The following is a 15,606-nucleotide window of genomic DNA, read 5'->3' on the forward strand; positions in this document are numbered from 1 at the left end:
CCGGAGCGGCTGGGAGCGGGCCCTCTCGTTTCTACTCGCGGGTGGGCTCGCGCTCGCTCGCATCTTCCTCCTCGAGCTTGCGTTGCGCCTCCGTCACCCGGGCCTGCTGCTCGCGCGGCGTGCCGGTGGGGAGCTCCTGCTCATCCTCGTGCGAGCGTCCGCGGATTCCGGGCCAGGGCTCGGGGCGCGTGGCCTCCACGTGGTCGATGCGCTCGGCGTAATCCGCGTCACTGCCCGCCTTGCGCGGCTTGTCGTCGGGCTTGTCCTGGTGCGCCATGACGAAGTCCCTCCTGAGGGTGCGTGTGAAGTTGCGCGATTAACGGTGGGGCGCCCCGCGGAAGGTGGCCACCCGGGGCCCGCTGCGTGGCCCGCTCTCCCGGTTGCTGGGCGGGCACGAAAAAAAGGCCGGCAGCCGAATCGGTTCGCTGCTTAACTTCGTCCAAATGAACGACGACATGACACGCGAACGGCTTGTCCAGGGTGTGTCGGAGTTGGAGGAGCGGGTGGGCCCGCCGCTGCCTCTCGCGCAGTCGCTGCACCAGGCCCTGCTCGGCGCGGTGTTCCCCCTCACCGCGGAAGAGCTCACCTGGGTGGCTCGTGAGAACGAGGCCCCGCCCACGGTGCTCTCGCTGTTGGGCGCCCTCCCCAGGGGCCGCTTCGCCTCCGTGGACGCGGTGGCCGTGGCCCTGGAGCAGGACACCGGTGATGCCCTGGCGTCCCCGGACACACCCGCGCCCGTCCTCACCTCCACTCGCTGAACCCTCACTCCTCCTGCGCCCTCCCGTCGCCGGCATGCCCGGTGAACGGGCAGGGTGACGGGCACTCGTCTGGATTTTCCTGGGGGTCAAACCTGTCTGGTTGGTCTAGAGTTCGCGAGGCATTACGTCCCGGGGGGACGGTTCCGTCGGCACCCAGCAGAAAGGGAGTCGGAGGAGGCGCTATTCTAGGCGGCACCAGCCTGGCCTCTTTGAGGGATAGCCGGCCAGGAGGAGCGTCATGAACCCGTCTGAACTACCCGCGGTGCTGTACGTCGACGATGACGCGCTGAACCTGCGGGTCTTCGACGCGAACTTCGGACAGCGCTTCCGCATCTTCCGCAGCGCGTCTCCCAGCGAGGCGCTGGCGTTGCTCGAGCAGCGCAAGGGCGAGATTGGCGTCATCCTCTCCGACCAGCGGATGCCGGGGATGACGGGCGTGGAGCTGCTGGAGCGCGCGCGCTCGATTGCCCCCGACGCCAAGCGCATGCTCGTCACGGCGTACGCGGACATGCAGGCGGTCATCGACGCGGTGAACCGCGGCCAGGTGACGCGCTACTTCGTCAAGCCGTGGGACCGCTCGGAGCTGCAGGCGGCGCTGGACGACGCGCTGAAGATTGCCCGGCTGGAGCTGCGCATCCGCGAGGTGGAAGGGCGGATGATGAAGTCGGAGCGTCTGGCCACGCTGGGGCAGGTGACGGCGGGCATCGCGCACGAGCTGATGGGCCCGGTGGGCTACCTGTCGCAGAACGTGTCCTCGCTGCAGCGGGATTTGACGAGCGTCATCCAGTACGTGTCCAAGCACCTGTCTTCGGACCCGAACCCGTCGGTGGCGGAGACGGTGGAGGACCTGCCCGCGCTCATCAAGGACCTGGCGGACGGCGCCGAGCACCTGCGTCAGGTGGCGCTGGGCCTGAGGGCCCAGGCGCGCGGCGAGGACATGGAGGCCACCGCGGACGTGGCCGAGGTGGTCTCCTTCGCGGTGAAGCTGGCGCGGGCGGAGGTGCGGGACAGGGCACGGCTGACGAGCAACGGCGAGGCGGTGCGCGTCATCTTCGGGCCGGTGAAGCTGTGCCAGGTGCTGCTCAACCTCGTGGTGAACGCCGCGCAGGCCATGTCGGGCACGGGGCGGCAGGGGCGCATCGAGGTGCGCTGGGCGGTGCGGCCTGACGACGTGGTGCTGACGGTGGCGGACAACGGCTGCGGCATCCCCGTGGACCTGCAGGAGCGCGTGTTCCAGCCGCTGTTCACGACGAAGCCGGTGGGAATCGGCACGGGCCTGGGCCTGTCCATCTGCCGCGAGCTGGTGGCGCAGGCGGGAGGCAACCTGCGGCTGTCGTCCACGCCCGGCGAGGGCACGGACATCGAAATCACCCTCCGGCGAGCCCCGCCCCTCTGAGGCCGAAGGCGTTGCTGAGCATGCGCCACACGCGGTGGAGCGTCTCTCCCTCCGCGTGGCGAACCTTCTCCACCAGCACGGCGCGCCGGGCCTGGGCTCCCTGGGGGCCGTACTCCACGACCAGCGCGTAGCCGGAGCCGGTGCGCTCGACGATGTGCACGGCGCGGACCTCGTCGAAGGGGATGAGCTCCGTGCGGGTGGCGCCGGGAGTCCACGCCAGTCGCTCGACTCGCAGGGTCTCCGAGCGGAAGTGGAGCACGAAGCGGCGGCGGCCGAGCTTCGACTCGAGCCGGAGGGCGGCTCCCACCAGGGCCGCGGCCACCAGGGCCAGGGTGGCGGAGGCGGCCGGGAGCGAGCCCTTCTCCTGTCCCACCAGGACGGCGGCGCCCAGGGCGCAGCCCACGGCGACACCGACACACAGGCCCGGCAGCATGCGCGCATCCCACCGGGGCGGGCGGGATTCCCCCACCAGCCGGCCCCCGTCGTAACGCAGGCGCACGTCGCCCAACAGCGGGGGCACCCGATTCTCCTGCAACGCGTCCTCGAAGCTCGCCACGGGCATAAGCATACCGGTCCCCGCATGCGAGCCTCGAAGTCCGCGTGAAGCTGTGCGAATCTCCAAAGCCATGGATCTCCCGTTCGAGACCGGTGAGGGCGACGGTGGGGAGGGGGGAACGCTCGCCTCGACGGTGTTGGTGGTGGACGACGAGCCCGTCGTGCTCGACATCTGCGCCCGCTTGTTGGAGCGCGAGTCGGACCTCGTGGTGCTGGTGGCGGCGAGCGCGGAGGAGGCGCTGCCGATACTGCGTGAGCAGCGCATCGACGTGCTGGTGACGGACAAGAACCTGCCCGGCATGGGCGGGGTGGAGCTCGTCGCGCAGGCGCGGACGCTGCAGCCCACGCTGGAGGCGCTGATGATCACCGCCTACGCGAGCAGCGAGTCCGTCATCGCGGCCTTCGCGGCGGGGGCGAGCGACTACATCCTCAAGCCCTTCGATGACCTGCGGGTGCTGCGCGCCAAGGTGCGCGCGGCGCTGGAGCGGCGCACGTCCGGGACGCGAGTCCGCGAGCAGGCGCGGGAGGTGGCCCGGGAGGCCGCCGCGCTGCTGGCCGCCGGGCAGGACGCGCCGGAGCCCGCGCACGTGGCGCTGGAGGAGGAGCTCCGGGCCTACGAGGAGTCGTCACGCCAGGTCCAGGCGGGCCGCGTGGCGGTGGTGGGCAGCGCCGAGGCACTGGAGTCGCTGCGCGAGTCCGGGTTCGAGGTGCGGGAGCTGCCGCCGTACGCGCCGGAGCTCGAAGAGGTGGACGTCGTGGTGGTGGAGACGGGGGACCCTCAGTGGCGAACGCTGGCGGAGCGCCTGCAGAGCCGGCCGCCGGATGTGCTGCTGCTGGCCAGTCCCGAGGCGGACCTGGGTGACCTGCTGGAGGCCATCACCCTGCGCATGGACCTGGTGGGCTTCGGCACCACGCAGGGCGCCAGCGTCCTGCCGGAGAAGGTGCGGATGCTGCTGTTGCGCCGGGGTGTCCAGCGAGCCCAGGACCGACTGGCCGCCGCGCTCTCCGCGTTCCGCCAGAGCATCCTCGCGCCGTCGGCTTGAGCCGGTGCTTCAGGCCTCGCCGGCGTCGAGCTGGCGTGCGAGGTCGAGCTGAAGCGCCAGCAGCTCCGTCATGGGCACAGCCCGTCGAGACACCTGGGTGAGGTCCTTGCCTTCTGCCGTCCAGAGGGGAGGGTGGAGGGAGAAGCCCTGATCCGGTGAGAGCCTCGAGGCCTCTTCGCTCCAGCCGGCCGCGCGGTACGCGCCATAGAACCCGGCGAGATCTCCAGAGAGGAAGAAGGCCAGCAGGTCCGAGTAGCCACGCCCCAGGTCCTCCCAGCGGAGCGTGTCGGGCGCGAAGTAGAACGCGCTGCCTCGCCCTTCGCCGAGTGCCCCGCCGTCGAGCGCGAAGAAGCCGCCGAGGACATCATGGGCCACGAGCAGCATTCCCCGGCTCGCAGCCACCGCGGGATGCGGGCCCAGCGCATTCCACGTCGCCAGACTGCCGCGCATGCGCGGGCCTCCGCCGCCCAGGATTCGGAGCCAGCCCCCGTCGACGAGCAGGCCCCCTGTCTCGTAGGCCACCGCGCCCAGGGGAGAGCGCGTCGTCACCTGAAGCAGGTGGAGCACAGCTCCGGCGGCGGCTTCGTCGCGAGGCAGGACCTCGACCGGGTGGCTCGCCGCGCCCAACCACTCCCGCACCAACGGCCACGCGGGGTCCTCGGTTTCGAGCAACGCCTCGAGCGGCCGCATGCGTCACCCCACTCCGGAAAAACAAAACGCCGCCTTCTTTTCAGAAGGCGGCGTCTGAGTGACCCTGCCGGGATTCGAACCCGAGTTTGTGCCGTGAGAGGGCACCGTCCTAACCGCTAGACGACAGGGCCGACATTTCGCTGCAACCACCGTGTTTCTGCTGCTGCTTCCTACATCCTGCTTCAGCTCTCGTCAACCATCTTGATTCGAGCTTTTTTGCTGCGGACTGCGGTGCTGCGAGCTGGGGAACTAGGATTCGAACCTAGATAAGCAGAGTCAGAGTCTGCTGTCCTGCCGTTAGACGATTCCCCAATCACTGCGGCTGCCTCTACTACCAACACCGCCCATCGACTGCAACAACTTCGGTGGGCGTTTCCTGCTGACTGCTCTACTTCTTCTTCCCTGACTTGGGCTCCGGCTTCTTCGCCGGCTTGGCCGCTTGCTGCGTCGGGACGATGTAGATGCGAACTTCCTCGTTCGCCTCGTAAATATTCAGCCCCGCGAAGTTCTTCCCCGAGGGGTTGGTGATGTGGACCGCCTTCACGCCCGGCTGGTTGACGATCTGCCTCCGAGGATAACTGCTCGTCGAGTAGACCGAGCGGTAGTAATCCAACGTCGCCTCGAAGTCTTTCGGCGCCCGGTACCGATTCTCCCCCACCTTCTGGGAGCCGTCCGGGAGCTGGGCGCCACTGACCACCTCGGCGCTCGCCACCACCGCCCAGAGCGCACACATCAACGCGCCGAGCGGGCGCGCCTTATAAAAACGCTGTCTCATGGTGTCAAGCGCTCGCATCATGGCTCGCGAAGATAGGGGCCGAAGCGGGGAACGTCCACCGCTTCGTGAGGCGGAGGTCACGCGCCGCGCGCCAGGGCGGCGTCGATGCGGCGCAGGGCCTCGTCACGACCCGCGAGCAGCAGCGTCTCGCCGATGCCCGGGCTCGTGGTGTTGCCTGTGATGGCGACCCGCACGGGCTGTGCCACCTTGCCCATGCCCACGCTGGAGGACTCGCTGACGGACTTCACCACGCCGTCCAGCGCCTCCACCGTCCACTCCGGCAGCGCGGCGATGCCGTCGCGCACCTTGCGCAAGAGCCCCAGCGAGTCCCCCGTGAGGTGCTTGGCCGCGGCCTTCTCGTCCAGCGTGACGCCGGAGCGGAAGTAGAGCGACGCGGTGGTCGCCATCTCCTCCAGCGTGCGCGAGCGCTCCTTGAGCGCGTGCACCAGCGGCACCAGGCGCGAGTCGCCCTTCACCTGGAAGCCCTTGGCCTCGAGGAAGGGCACCAGCCGCTCCGCGACGGTGGCCTCCGGCAGCTCCTTCATCCACTGCTGGTTGAGCCACAGCAGCTTCTCCGGATTCCACACGCCGGAGGTGGTGCCGACGCCGGAGAAGTCGAACCACTCCTTCATCTGCTCGCGGCTGATGACCTCGTCGTTGCCGTGGCTCCAGCCCAACCGGATGATGAAGTTGTTGAGCGCCTCCGGCAGGATGCCCGTGCGCTTGTGCAGCATCACGTCCGCCTCGGGGTGCTTGCGCTTGGAGAGCTTCTCGCGGTCCGGTCCGAGGATGAGCGGCAGGTGCGCGAACTCGGGCGGCTTCCAGCCCAGCGCCATGTAGAGCATCAGCTGCGGGAAGGTGGAGTTGACGTGCTCCTGCCCGCGCGCCACCAGCGTGATGTCCATCAGGTGGTCGTCGATGACGCAGCCGAAGTTGTAGAGGGGGATGCCGTCCGCGCGCAGCATGACCCAGTCGTCCAGGTCCGAGTAGGGCTTGGTGATGACGCCCAGCGCCTTGTCGTCGAACGACACGGTGCCCTCGGTGGAGGGCATCTTGAAGCGGATGACGGCCTCCTCCTCGCGGCGGCCCTCGGGCGGGCCCTTCAGCTCACGGCACGTGCCCGGGTACTTGTAGAAGGCGCCGGACTTCTCGGCCGCCTCGCGCTGCGCCTCCAGGTCCTGCCGGGTGCAGTAGCAGCGGTAGGCCTTGCCCTCGGCGAGCAGGCGCTGGGAGTGCTCGCGGTAGGTGTCCAGGCGCTGGGTCTGGAAGTAGGGCGCGTGGGGGCCCTCCTTGCCGGGTCCCTCGTCCCAGTCGATGCCCAGCCACTCGAGGCCGTCGAGGATGGCCTGCACCGACTCCTGCGTGGAGCGCACGCGGTCCGTGTCCTCCATGCGGACGATGAAGGTGCCGCCGTAGCGGCGGGCCTGCAGGTAGTTCATCAACGCCGTCCGGGCACCGCCGATGTGGAGGTATCCGGTGGGAGACGGAGCGAAACGGACGCGAGGGGCGGAAGTCATACGGGCGCGCGGATTAGCAGGGAGGCGGTCGAGGGGTCAACGCGGATGGGCGCGCTGAGGTATGGTGCGCCCCGAGGGAGATAACGCGTATGTCGATTCGTCAGCGATTTCGCTTGGGAATGTTGACGGTGGCGCTCCTGGGGGGATGGACCGCGTCCGCGACCACGCAGCTTCGCGTGGACGTGACGCAGCTCTCCCAGGAAGCGGATGCCGTCGTTCATGGCGTCGTGCGCCGCGTGGAGAGCCGCTGGAGCGGGGATGGTCGGCGCATCGTCACCGACATCGAGGTCCAGGTGACCGACCCGCTCAAAGGCCAGCCGGGCAACACGGTGCTCGTCACGCAGCCAGGAGGCGAGGTGGGCGACGTCGGCCAGACGGTGCATGGCCTGGCGACCTTCAAGAAGGACGAGGAGGTGGTCGTCTTCCTGCGCAAGCGCGGCGCCTCCGCCTTCCGCGTCGCCGGCATGGCCCAGGGCAAGTTCCAGGTGCGCCGCGACGAGGCCGGCAAGCCCGCCATGGTCATCCCCGAGCACTCCGACGCGCTGCTGCTGGACCCCGTCACGCGCAAGCCCACGACGGCCACGCAGAAGCCCCGGACGCTGGAGGAACTGAAGGCCACCGTGCGCGCCGCGCTGAAGAAGGGGTCCACGCCGTGATGCCCGTGGCCACGCTGCTCACGCTCATGGCCGTCGGACAGTTCGACCCGTACGTGCGCAGCCGCGTGACGGCGGGAGACCCCTCCACCCAGGCGCTGTACTGGACGGTGCCGCTCGTCACCTGGAACCTGAACCGCGACGGCAACCCCGTCACGCCGGGGGAGACCGAGTTCCAGGCCATCCGCGCCTCCTTCCAGAGCTGGCAGGACATCTTCACCTCCTGCGGCAACCTGTCGCTGCGGGAGGGGCCGCTGGTGGACTCGCGGGAGGTGGGCTACCTGCGCGGCAAGACGAACCACAACGTGGTGCTCTTCCGCACCCAGAACTGCAGCGGGCTGGTGCAGTCGACCGACCCCTGCTGGAAAGAGGAGACGTGCGCGAACCAGCACGACTGCTGGGATGACGACGACGGCACGCTCGCCATCACCCTCACCACGTATGACAAGCGCTCGGGCATCATCTACGACTCGGACATCTCCTTCAACGCGAGCCGGTACTTCTTCACCGCGGTGGACGGGCCTCCGTGCACGGCGCAGGGGCAGAGCAACTGCGTCGCCACCGACGTGCAGAACACCGCCACGCACGAGATTGGCCACTTCATCGGGTTGGACCACACGCGCGTGACGGGCTCGACCATGTTCCCGAGCGCGCCGCCGGGCGAGGTGTCCAAGCGCGAAATCGACCCGGGCTCGCGCGACTTCGTCTGCGACGTCTATCCGAAGGGCAAGCCCAGCCAGTCCGACTTCCACCCGGCGATGGACACGCTGGTGGGCGGCCCCGTGGGCGACAAGGGCTGCTCCGCGACGGGCGCCACCGCGACGTCGATGGGGCCGGCGCTGCTCGCGTGGGCGTGGCTGCGTCGGCGTAGGCGCGGCGCGGCGGAGGGCCGCTCGTGAGAAGGCCCCTGGTGCTCGCGCTGACGCTCGTCACCAGCGCGCCCGCCGTGGCTCAGGACGCGTATCCCTACCGCCGCACCACGGCGAACGGGAACGGCCGCATGTGTCTGGTCTGGCCCGCCCCCGAGTACGTCTACCACCTGGATGCCGCCGGCAGCGCGCGCACGCCGGGCGACACGGAGGTGGCCGCCATCGAGGCCTCCTTCGAGTCGTGGCGGCGCGTGGCCGCGACGTGCAGCGACTACACGTTCCGCCGGGGCAGGGATTGGGAGGGGAAGGTGGAGGTGGGGTACGTGAAGGAGGACCCCGCGTCCAACTACAACATCATCACCTTCCGTGAGACGTACTGCTTCGACGTCGCCCCTGAAGACGACGCGTGCTGGACGGAGATGACCTGCGGCAACAAGTACGCGTGCTGGGACGAGGACTCGCGCACGCTGGCCATCACCATCTCCTCCCACGGCGTCGAGAGTGGGCGGGTGTGGGACGCGGACATCGAGGTCAACGCGGCGGGGTACCTCTTCACCACGGTGGACGCTCCGCCGTGCGTGGAGGGCTCCGAGTCCGTCGACTGCGTGGCCATGGATCTGCAGAACACCATGACGCACGAGATTGGCCACGTGGTGGGGCTGGACCACGTGCCCTATCCGGGCGCGACGATGGAGCGCACCGCGCCGCTCGGTGAGACGCAGAAGCGCATCATCGATGCGGGCTCCGCCGAGGGCTTCTGCTCCATCTACCCGAAGGGGCTGCCGCCCAATCAGTGCATCATGAAGAACACGGGGCTGGCCCTCTTGGGAGACGGGCGCGGCACCGGCTGCGCCTCGGCGCCGGGCGCCGTCGTGGCCGGAGGCTGGCTGGCGGCGCTCGCGCTAGTGCGTACACGGCGGCGGCGCGGCTGAGGCCCGAGACAGGAGCGCCGCCCTTGCCGGAAGGCCGGGGGCGGCGCTCACGTCCTCGAAGGGCCTGACGGACCTCAGCGGCGCGGAGCCACCAGGCGCATGCTGAAGGTGTAGTCCACGTTCACCGGATGGCCCTGGTAGATGACGGGCTTGTAGGTGCGCGACTGGAGCGAGTCCAGCACGGCCTTCTCCATGTACTGCACCGTCTTGATGACGCGGCACTTCTCCACGCGGCCCTTGGTGGTGATGGTGCAGCGGGTGATCATCACACCCTCCGCCTTCGCCGCCATCGCCTCGCGCGTGTAGATGAGGTCCTTGCTCTGGTCGATCATCTCCGGCCGGGGCATGTCCTCGTTGTAGGGCAGCACGTCGCCGCGCGCGGAGGCCAGCGCCGCCGTGGGCAGCACGGGCACCGTCAGTCCGCCCGACACGCCCTTGGCCTGCGTGGCCGCCGCCGCGCCCACCGCGCCCGCCGTGGGGGGAACGGCCGGCTCCGAGGGCGCCTGCGTGGGCGCGAGCATCACCGGCGCGGACATGCCCCCGGGCGTGGCCACGGGCTCGGGCACGTCGACGTCATCCGAGGACGACGAGGAGGCGGTCGCCACCTCCACTCCGCCGCCCCGGCCGCCGCGGCGCTTCTGCAGCTTCTGCGACAGCACCACGTCACCGGAGCCGCCCGTGACGACGGTCTCCATCTGGTAGCCCTCGAGCGCGAACGTCAGCTCCACGGTGATGGTGCCATCCTCGCCCGGCGGAAGCTCCAGGGTGAACGGCGTCACGCCGCGCTCCTTGCCCCGGTAGAACACGCGCGCGCCGCTGGGCTGGCTCATCAGCTTGAAGCGGACCTTCTGGTTGCCCGCGGGCGTGGGCGCCGCCTGCGCCGCGGGAGCCACCTGCGCCGGCGCCTGCGCGACGGCGGCGGGCGTCGGCTCGGCGGGCTTGGGTGTCTCCTTGTTGCCCATGAAGAGCACCGCGCCGCCCGCGATGAGGCCGGCGACCACCACGCCGCCGAGCCCGCCCATGAGCAGCGTGCGCTGCCGGGCGCGCTGCACCGCCACCGGCACCTCGACGCTGATGTCCACGGCGAGGGTGTCACCCGACTCGGTGGACGCGCTGCCGACGCTGGAGAACAACGGAGAGGGGTAGGGGCCCGTCGTCGTCGCGCCGCCGGGGCGCTTGAAGATGCCGCTGTTGCCGCCCGCGGACATGCTCGCCTCGCGCAGGCCCTCCAGCATCTCGTCCATCGTCTGGAAGCGGCGCGCCGGGTCCTTCTCCAGGCAGCGGCGCACCACGCCCTCGATTTCGGGCGGAATCGCGAGGTCCGGACGCAGCTGCTGGAAGGTGGGCGGGGCTTCCTTGTAGTGGGCGAAGATGAGCTCGATGTGGTCGCGCGCGATGAACGGCGGCCGGCCCATCAGCATCTGGAAGAGGACGATGCCCAGCGAGTACACGTCGCTGCGCGCGTCCGTCGCGTTGCGCGCCTGCTCGGGCGCCATGTACTGCGGCGAGCCGAGGAACGTGCCGTTCTGGGTGATCTCCGGGGAGATCTGCCCCTCCTGCGGCGCCGCCACCGACTTCACGAGCCCGAAGTCCAGGACCTTCACCAGGTCCTGATCCTGCTCGTTGAGCAGCATGATGTTGGCGGGCTTCAGGTCGCGGTGGACGATGCCCAGGCTGTGCGCCTCGCGCAGCGAGCGGCAGATCTGCTGCGCGATGGCCACCGAGCGCGACCAGGACAGCGGCCCCACCTGCCCGAGCACCTGGGCCAGCGTGCGACCGTCCAGGTACTCCATGGCGATGTAGAAGATGCCGTCGTCCGTCTGGCCATAGTCGATGACGGTGACGGTGTTGGGATGGCGCAGCTTCGACGTCAGCGACGCCTCGCGCAGGAAGCGCTTCTGGAAGCCTGGATCCCTGCTGCTGGGGAAGCTGGGGTTGAGCACCTTGAGCGCGACCACTCGCTCCAGGGGGGCCTGCAGGGCGCGGTAGACCTTGCCCATTCCTCCGACACCCAGGGGCTCCAGGATGCTGAAGCGGCCGTTCAGGGTGCGACCGATGAGCGGATCCGCGCCCGGCGCGCCAGGCGTCTCGGGGTTCGGCGAGTCGCCCTTGATCATTCGTACCCCCTGACAACAAGCAACATGGATTCTCCAGGAGTGTGCCGGGTCCGCATCAAACCATATCTTCACTTCCGGACGCACTCCCCGCCTGGTGGACACCCGACCTGTCGAGGCGGCTGAGGACACACATCCGCCGCGTCCTGTGGGGGACGGTCAGTTTGACCCCGCATTGACGGTTATTCCTGGCCCGGACTAGCGTGAGTCGACCCGCGCGCCAGGGCTGAAGCGGGCGGGGCCGTCCCCATGGCAGACACCCCCAACAACCCCGTGGACACACAGGTGCGCCGGGCCTCCGTCGAGGAGCGACTGGGTGCGCTGGAGCTCGAGCAGGCGCGGCTGCGTCAGGAGTTGATCTCCCTGTCGGGAGAGCTGCGACTGCCGGGGCTCTTCCTCACCCTGGACGCGGCGGGCACCAGCGCGCTGCTCGCGGCGGACGCCGTGCAGGAGGTGGTGCGATTGGTGGAACTGGAGCCGCTGCCGGGGGCACCGCCCCATGTCGCGGGCACCTTCATCTATCGAGGCAACCCGGCCGTCGCGGTGGACCTGGCGGTGCTGCTGGGCGTGACGCGGCAGCCGGAGCTGGATGCGCACCTGGTCATCTGCAAGGGCGCGCGCCCGGTGGCCGTGCTGGTGGACCGTGTCAGGGATCTGGTGGAGGCGCCCACGTTGGTGGAGGGCACTCCCGATGGCACGGTGACTTTGCCGTGGGACCGGACGGGGTTGATGGCGGGCCTGTGCCGGACGCCCGAAGGGGTGCGGCCGTTGCTGCGCGTCTCGGCGGTGTTGGTGGGGTCGGAGGGGGCGTGAGCGAGGCCGTCCTCGATGACGCGACGCTCATCCAGGTGGAGGAGGTCCTCCGGGCCGCCTGCGGCCTGACGCTCGCGCACAGCCTGCGGCGCACGTTGGAGACGGCGCTCGCGCGCTCGTCGGAGGCGCGGGGCCTTGCGCCCGCGTCGTTCCTGCGCGGGCTGTTGCGCCGCGACGCGCAGGCGGTGGAGACCTTCATCGAGCACGCCGTCATCGGCGAGACGTACTTCTTCCGTCACCCCGAGCACCTGCGCACGCTGGCGCGGCTGGCCGTGCCGCCGGCGGGGCCGTTCTTCCAGGTGTGGAGCGCGGGCTGCGCCACGGGCGAGGAGCCGTACAGCATCGCCATGGCGTTGCTCGCGGCGGGCGTCCCCGAGGGCCGCTTCCGGGTGCTCGCCACGGATGTGTCCAACCGGGCGCTGGACCGCGCGCGCGCGGGGCTCTACGGCCCGTGGTCGCTGCGGCACATCGAGCCGGAGCTGGAGCGCCGCTACCTGGAGCCGCAGGGCGATCAGCTCTCCGTCGTCGCGCAGGTTCGCCGCTCGGTGGAGTTCCGCCGCCACAACCTGGCCAACGAGCCGCCGCCCGTGAGCGCGCCGAGCGCCATCTTCTGCCGCAACGTCCTCATCTACTTCCCGCCCGAGCTGGTGCGCCAGGTGCTCACGCACTTCGTCTCCGTGCTCGCGCCGGGCGGGCTGTTGTTCGTGTCGCCCGCCGAGGTGCCGCTCACCAACGGGCTGGGGCTGGAGACGGTGGATGCCGAGGGCAGCGTGGCGTTGAGGGTGCCGCCTCCGGGGTGGACGCGGCCCGCGCCGCCCACGCCCCGGGCCGTGCGCGACGCGGCCCAGGCGCTGCTTCGCACGGCGGCGCGGGCCGCGGCGCGTCCCTCGGCGCTGGGGGAGGGGGGCTCGACCCAACCGGCGCGCACGCCCTCGGGGACCGAGATGCCCGTCGTGAGCCTGTCCGCCATCGCCACGGGCCCGCACAAACCCCAGGGCGCGGGAGAGGCGCGGGGCCCGCAGGCCGTGCCCGCTTCGAGCGGGAGCGCCACGGGGCCCATGGAGCGCGCGCTGGACGCGGCCCGCTCGGGCCGCTTCGAGGAGGCCGAGGCGCTCGCGCGCGAGGCGGCGAAGGCGTTGGTGCCGGAGGCGTACCTGCTGCTGGCCATGGTGGCGGAGGGGCGCGGGGACTTGAACGGCGCGGTGGAGGCGGTGCGCAAGGCGCTGTACCTGGAGCCCCGGTTGGCGCTCGGTCACGCGACGCTGGTGGCGCTCTACGGACGCATGGACCGGCCCGAGGACGCGGAGCGCGCGCGACAGAACGCGCTGCGCTCGCTCGACGGGCTGGATGATGAACACCCGCTGCGTGGGGTGGAGACGATGACCGCCGGCGGCCTGCGACAGGCCCTGGTACCCAGAACTCAGGCTGGATGGCAGGGCGCGCGCTAGCGCGCGCGCTTTCGCCCGTGGGAGTCAACGTGGACCTCGAGAAGACGAAGCTGACGCTGCCAGGGCTGCTCGCGATGGGCCGCCTCAGCCTGCGCTTCAAGATTGTCGCCGTCACGGGCGTGACGGGCGTGCTCGTGGCGGGCATCCTCGTGCTCGCCTTCTGGATGCAGATGAGCAACGCGCAGCGGGAGGACTTGTCCCGGCGCTCGCACGCGGTGAGCGAGGAGCTGGCGAAGACGCTCACGCCCATGCTGTCGGCCAGCCCGGACGCCAGCCGCCTGCAGTCCACGGCGCACGGTGTCCTGCGCCATGTCCCGGACGTGGCCTACGTGCTGGTCCGCGACGCGAAGGGTGAGCTGCTCGCGGAGGTCGCCGCGGAGCGCTTCGCGGGCGCGGATCAGCCGTCCGCCGAGGGAGACACCGCGGTGGAGCGCCGGCTGGTCATCAACGACGAGGCGGTGGTGGAGTCCTCCACCCCCGTGGTGGCGCCGCAGGCAGGCGCCTCGCGCCGGGTGGGCACCGTGCAGGTGGCGCTCCACGAGGAGGCGCTCACCAACGCGCTGCGAGGCACCACGCGCTTCACGTTGGTGCTCGGCGTCTTCATCCTGGCCGCGTGCCTGGTGGCGTCGTGGTTCTTGTCCGGGCTGCTCGTCGTGCCGCTGGAGCGACTGTCGCACGCGGCGGCGGGAATCGCCGGGGGCAACCTGCGCCAGCGCTTCGACACCGAGGCCAACGACGAGATTGGCGCGGTGTCGCGCAGCTTCGCGGCCATGTCGGAGGGGCTCGCGCACCTGCTCGAGGACCTGAAGGGCGCGGCGGCGGAGATGGAGAAGGAGGCGGCGGGTGTGCTGACGACGTCCTCGCAGCAGTCCGCCATGGCGCACCAGCAGGCGTCCGCCATCAGCGAGACGAGCACCACGGTGGCGGAGATTGCCCAGACATCCAAGCAGGCCACGGCCTACGCGGACTCGGTCATCTCCCAGACGCAGAAGTCGGAGACGCTCAGCGCCGAAGGCCAGAAGGTGGTGTCGGAGAGCGTGTCCGGCATGGAGAAGCTGGGTGAGCAGGTGAAGGCCATCGCGCTCTCCATCACGGATTTGAACGAGCGCACGCTCCAGATTGGCGACATCATCAGCACGGTGAAGGACGTGGCCGAGCAGTCGAACCTGCTGGCGCTCAACGCCTCCATCGAGGCGGCGAAGGCGGGCGAGCACGGGCGGGGCTTCGCGGTGGTGGCCACGGAGATGCGCACGCTGGCGGAGCAGTCCCGGCTGGCCGCGGAGCAGGTGCGCGGACTTCTCAACGAAGTGCAGAAGGGAACGCGCGCGGCCGTCACGGCCACGGAAGAAGGCAGCCGCCGGGCGCAGGCGGCGATGGAGCTGGCGCGCGGCGCGGGCAACGCCATCCTCGGACTGTCCGAAGTCATTCGCGAATCGTCCGGTGCGGCGCGACAGATCGCGGGCAATACCCGGCAGCAGACGATTGGCGTGGAGCAGATCGCCGCGGCGATGGGCGAGCTGACGTCGGCCATGGGAGACTCCGTCATCGGGACGCGACGCATCGAACAGGTGGCTGGAAACCTGACCAATCTCTCGAAGCGCTTCTCGGACCTGGTGGGTAGGTACCAGCTATGAATGTGAATGTGGCGACGGAACGAAAGTCCTTGAAGGTCCTCATCGTGGAGGACACGAAGACCATCACCAATCTGCTCCAGGTCTACCTGATGGGCTGGGGCCTGGAGTTTGTCGACGCCCCCAACGGAGCGGTGGGGCTGAACAAGGCGCGCGAGTACAGGCCGGACCTCATCATCTCCGACGTGCAGATGCCGGAGATGGACGGCTTCGCCCTGTGCGCGGCGGTGCGCGCCGACTCCAACCTGCATGACACGCCCTTCATGCTGCTCACCTCCCTGAAGGACGACGCGAGTCGCAAGAAGGGACAGCTGGTGGGTGCGAGCGCCTTCCTCAACAAGCCGGTGTCGGTGGACGACCTGCGCTCGAAGGTGCGTGACATGTTGAAGCTGCCCGCGACGAAGTGACGAGC

At 70.0% G+C, this 15,606-nt stretch carries 16 protein-coding genes and 2 tRNA genes; 10 read left to right on the forward strand and 8 right to left on the reverse strand.

The window, feature by feature from the left end:
• Positions 1–31: 31 nt before the first annotated feature.
• Positions 32–277, reverse strand: a complete 246-nt coding sequence (locus K8640_RS09615) for a hypothetical protein (protein ID WP_223746779.1) — start codon at positions 275–277, stop codon at positions 32–34.
• Positions 278–455: 178 nt separating this feature from the next.
• Between K8640_RS09615 and K8640_RS09620 the strand changes: the two genes are divergently transcribed.
• Together K8640_RS09620 and K8640_RS09625 are read left to right on the forward strand one after the other, a co-directional pair.
• Positions 456–758: a DUF2795 domain-containing protein gene (locus K8640_RS09620; protein ID WP_223746780.1), complete on the forward strand. Its 303-nt coding sequence runs from the start codon at positions 456–458 to the stop codon at positions 756–758.
• Positions 759–996: 238 nt separating this feature from the next.
• Complete coding sequence (locus K8640_RS09625) at positions 997–2,154, forward strand: sensor histidine kinase (protein ID WP_141323248.1); 1,158 nt, start codon at positions 997–999, stop codon at positions 2,152–2,154.
• Here K8640_RS09625 and K8640_RS09630 read toward each other — a convergent pair.
• Positions 2,126–2,722 carry a hypothetical protein gene (locus K8640_RS09630; RefSeq protein ID WP_141323249.1) on the reverse strand — a complete coding sequence of 199 codons (597 nt, stop codon included), beginning with the start codon at positions 2,720–2,722 and terminating at the stop codon, positions 2,126–2,128. The two genes, K8640_RS09625 and K8640_RS09630, sit on opposite strands and share 29 nt — an antisense overlap.
• Positions 2,723–2,780: 58 nt before the next feature.
• Between K8640_RS09630 and K8640_RS09635 the strand changes: the two genes are divergently transcribed.
• Positions 2,781–3,752, forward strand: a complete 972-nt coding sequence (locus K8640_RS09635) for a response regulator (protein ID WP_194869019.1) — start codon at positions 2,781–2,783, stop codon at positions 3,750–3,752.
• A 9-nt stretch (positions 3,753–3,761) separates the two neighbouring features.
• Here the strand turns inward: K8640_RS09635 and K8640_RS09640 are convergent, their stop codons facing one another.
• From K8640_RS09640 to gltX, 5 genes are all read right to left on the reverse strand, one after another.
• Positions 3,762–4,442 carry a DUF2625 family protein gene (locus tag K8640_RS09640; RefSeq protein ID WP_223746781.1) on the reverse strand — a complete coding sequence of 227 codons (681 nt, stop codon included), beginning with the start codon at positions 4,440–4,442 and terminating at the stop codon, positions 3,762–3,764.
• A 59-nt stretch (positions 4,443–4,501) separates the two neighbouring features.
• A tRNA-Glu gene (locus K8640_RS09645) sits at positions 4,502–4,573 on the reverse strand.
• Between the two features lie 110 nt (positions 4,574–4,683).
• A tRNA-Gln gene (locus tag K8640_RS09650) sits at positions 4,684–4,754 on the reverse strand.
• Between the two features lie 76 nt (positions 4,755–4,830).
• Positions 4,831–5,217, reverse strand: a complete 387-nt coding sequence (locus tag K8640_RS09655) for a hypothetical protein (RefSeq protein WP_223746782.1) — start codon at positions 5,215–5,217, stop codon at positions 4,831–4,833.
• Between the two features lie 77 nt (positions 5,218–5,294).
• Positions 5,295–6,734: a glutamate--tRNA ligase gene (gene gltX, locus K8640_RS09660; protein WP_223746783.1), complete on the reverse strand. Its 1,440-nt coding sequence runs from the start codon at positions 6,732–6,734 to the stop codon at positions 5,295–5,297.
• Positions 6,735–6,823: 89 nt separating this feature from the next.
• On the opposite strand from gltX, the gene K8640_RS09665 reads away from it, so the two are divergent.
• From K8640_RS09665 to K8640_RS09675, 3 genes are read left to right on the forward strand one after another with little or no spacing between them, the layout of a single operon-like run.
• Positions 6,824–7,390, forward strand: coding sequence for a hypothetical protein (locus tag K8640_RS09665; protein ID WP_223746784.1), 567 nt, complete (start codon positions 6,824–6,826; stop codon positions 7,388–7,390).
• The gene (locus K8640_RS09670) at positions 7,387–8,286 is read left to right on the forward strand and encodes a myxosortase-dependent metalloprotease, MXAN_2677/MXAN_2678 family (RefSeq protein ID WP_223746785.1); all 900 of its coding nucleotides are present in this window, start codon (positions 7,387–7,389) and stop codon (positions 8,284–8,286) included. The genes K8640_RS09665 and K8640_RS09670 overlap by 4 nt, the downstream gene beginning before the upstream one ends.
• Positions 8,283–9,188: a myxosortase-dependent metalloprotease, MXAN_2677/MXAN_2678 family gene (locus K8640_RS09675; protein WP_223746786.1), complete on the forward strand. Its 906-nt coding sequence runs from the start codon at positions 8,283–8,285 to the stop codon at positions 9,186–9,188. Before K8640_RS09670 ends, K8640_RS09675 begins: the two co-directional genes overlap by 4 nt.
• Before the next feature lie 74 nt (positions 9,189–9,262).
• On the opposite strand, the gene K8640_RS09680 is transcribed toward K8640_RS09675, so the two are convergent.
• Complete coding sequence (locus K8640_RS09680; protein ID WP_223746787.1) at positions 9,263–11,305, reverse strand: protein kinase domain-containing protein; 2,043 nt, start codon at positions 11,303–11,305, stop codon at positions 9,263–9,265.
• A gap of 246 nt (positions 11,306–11,551) precedes the next feature.
• Here K8640_RS09680 and K8640_RS09685 point away from each other — a divergent pair, with 246 nt between their 5' ends.
• The 4 genes from K8640_RS09685 to K8640_RS09700 are packed head-to-tail and all read left to right on the forward strand — an operon-like array spanning position 11,552 to position 15,601.
• Positions 11,552–12,115, forward strand: coding sequence for a chemotaxis protein CheW (locus tag K8640_RS09685; protein ID WP_074957366.1), 564 nt, complete (start codon positions 11,552–11,554; stop codon positions 12,113–12,115).
• Complete coding sequence (locus K8640_RS09690) at positions 12,112–13,563, forward strand: protein-glutamate O-methyltransferase CheR (RefSeq protein WP_223746788.1); 1,452 nt, start codon at positions 12,112–12,114, stop codon at positions 13,561–13,563. Before K8640_RS09685 ends, K8640_RS09690 begins: the two co-directional genes overlap by 4 nt.
• A 29-nt stretch (positions 13,564–13,592) precedes the next feature.
• Positions 13,593–15,197: a methyl-accepting chemotaxis protein gene (locus tag K8640_RS09695; RefSeq protein WP_370640331.1), complete on the forward strand. Its 1,605-nt coding sequence runs from the start codon at positions 13,593–13,595 to the stop codon at positions 15,195–15,197.
• Complete coding sequence (locus K8640_RS09700; protein WP_141323264.1) at positions 15,194–15,601, forward strand: two-component system response regulator; 408 nt, start codon at positions 15,194–15,196, stop codon at positions 15,599–15,601. The genes K8640_RS09695 and K8640_RS09700 overlap by 4 nt, the downstream gene beginning before the upstream one ends.
• Positions 15,602–15,606 lie beyond the last annotated feature (5 nt).

It is taken from the genome of Myxococcus sp. XM-1-1-1 (genome assembly GCF_020037095.1).
Taxonomy (GTDB): Bacteria; Myxococcota; Myxococcia; order Myxococcales; family Myxococcaceae; genus Myxococcus; species Myxococcus fulvus.

Excerpts from the sequence above, each read along its gene's own strand:
- K8640_RS09685 (WP_074957366.1), top strand. The coding sequence starts at position 11,552 with ATGGCAGACACCCCCAACAACCCCGTGGACACACAGGTGCGCCGGGCC.
- K8640_RS09640 (WP_223746781.1), bottom strand. The coding sequence starts at position 4,442 with ATGCGGCCGCTCGAGGCGTTGCTCGAAACCGAGGACCCCGCGTGGCCG.
- K8640_RS09630 (WP_141323249.1), bottom strand. The coding sequence starts at position 2,722 with ATGCTTATGCCCGTGGCGAGCTTCGAGGACGCGTTGCAGGAGAATCGG.
- K8640_RS09620 (WP_223746780.1), top strand. The coding sequence starts at position 456 with ATGACACGCGAACGGCTTGTCCAGGGTGTGTCGGAGTTGGAGGAGCGG.
- K8640_RS09635 (WP_194869019.1), top strand. The coding sequence starts at position 2,781 with ATGGATCTCCCGTTCGAGACCGGTGAGGGCGACGGTGGGGAGGGGGGA.
- K8640_RS09680 (WP_223746787.1), bottom strand. The coding sequence starts at position 11,305 with ATGATCAAGGGCGACTCGCCGAACCCCGAGACGCCTGGCGCGCCGGGC.
- gltX (WP_223746783.1), bottom strand. The coding sequence starts at position 6,734 with ATGACTTCCGCCCCTCGCGTCCGTTTCGCTCCGTCTCCCACCGGATAC.
- K8640_RS09615 (WP_223746779.1), bottom strand. The coding sequence starts at position 277 with ATGGCGCACCAGGACAAGCCCGACGACAAGCCGCGCAAGGCGGGCAGT.
- K8640_RS09665 (WP_223746784.1), top strand. The coding sequence starts at position 6,824 with ATGTCGATTCGTCAGCGATTTCGCTTGGGAATGTTGACGGTGGCGCTC.
- K8640_RS09700 (WP_141323264.1), top strand. The coding sequence starts at position 15,194 with ATGAATGTGAATGTGGCGACGGAACGAAAGTCCTTGAAGGTCCTCATC.
- K8640_RS09625 (WP_141323248.1), top strand. The coding sequence starts at position 997 with ATGAACCCGTCTGAACTACCCGCGGTGCTGTACGTCGACGATGACGCG.
- K8640_RS09655 (WP_223746782.1), bottom strand. The coding sequence starts at position 5,217 with ATGAGACAGCGTTTTTATAAGGCGCGCCCGCTCGGCGCGTTGATGTGT.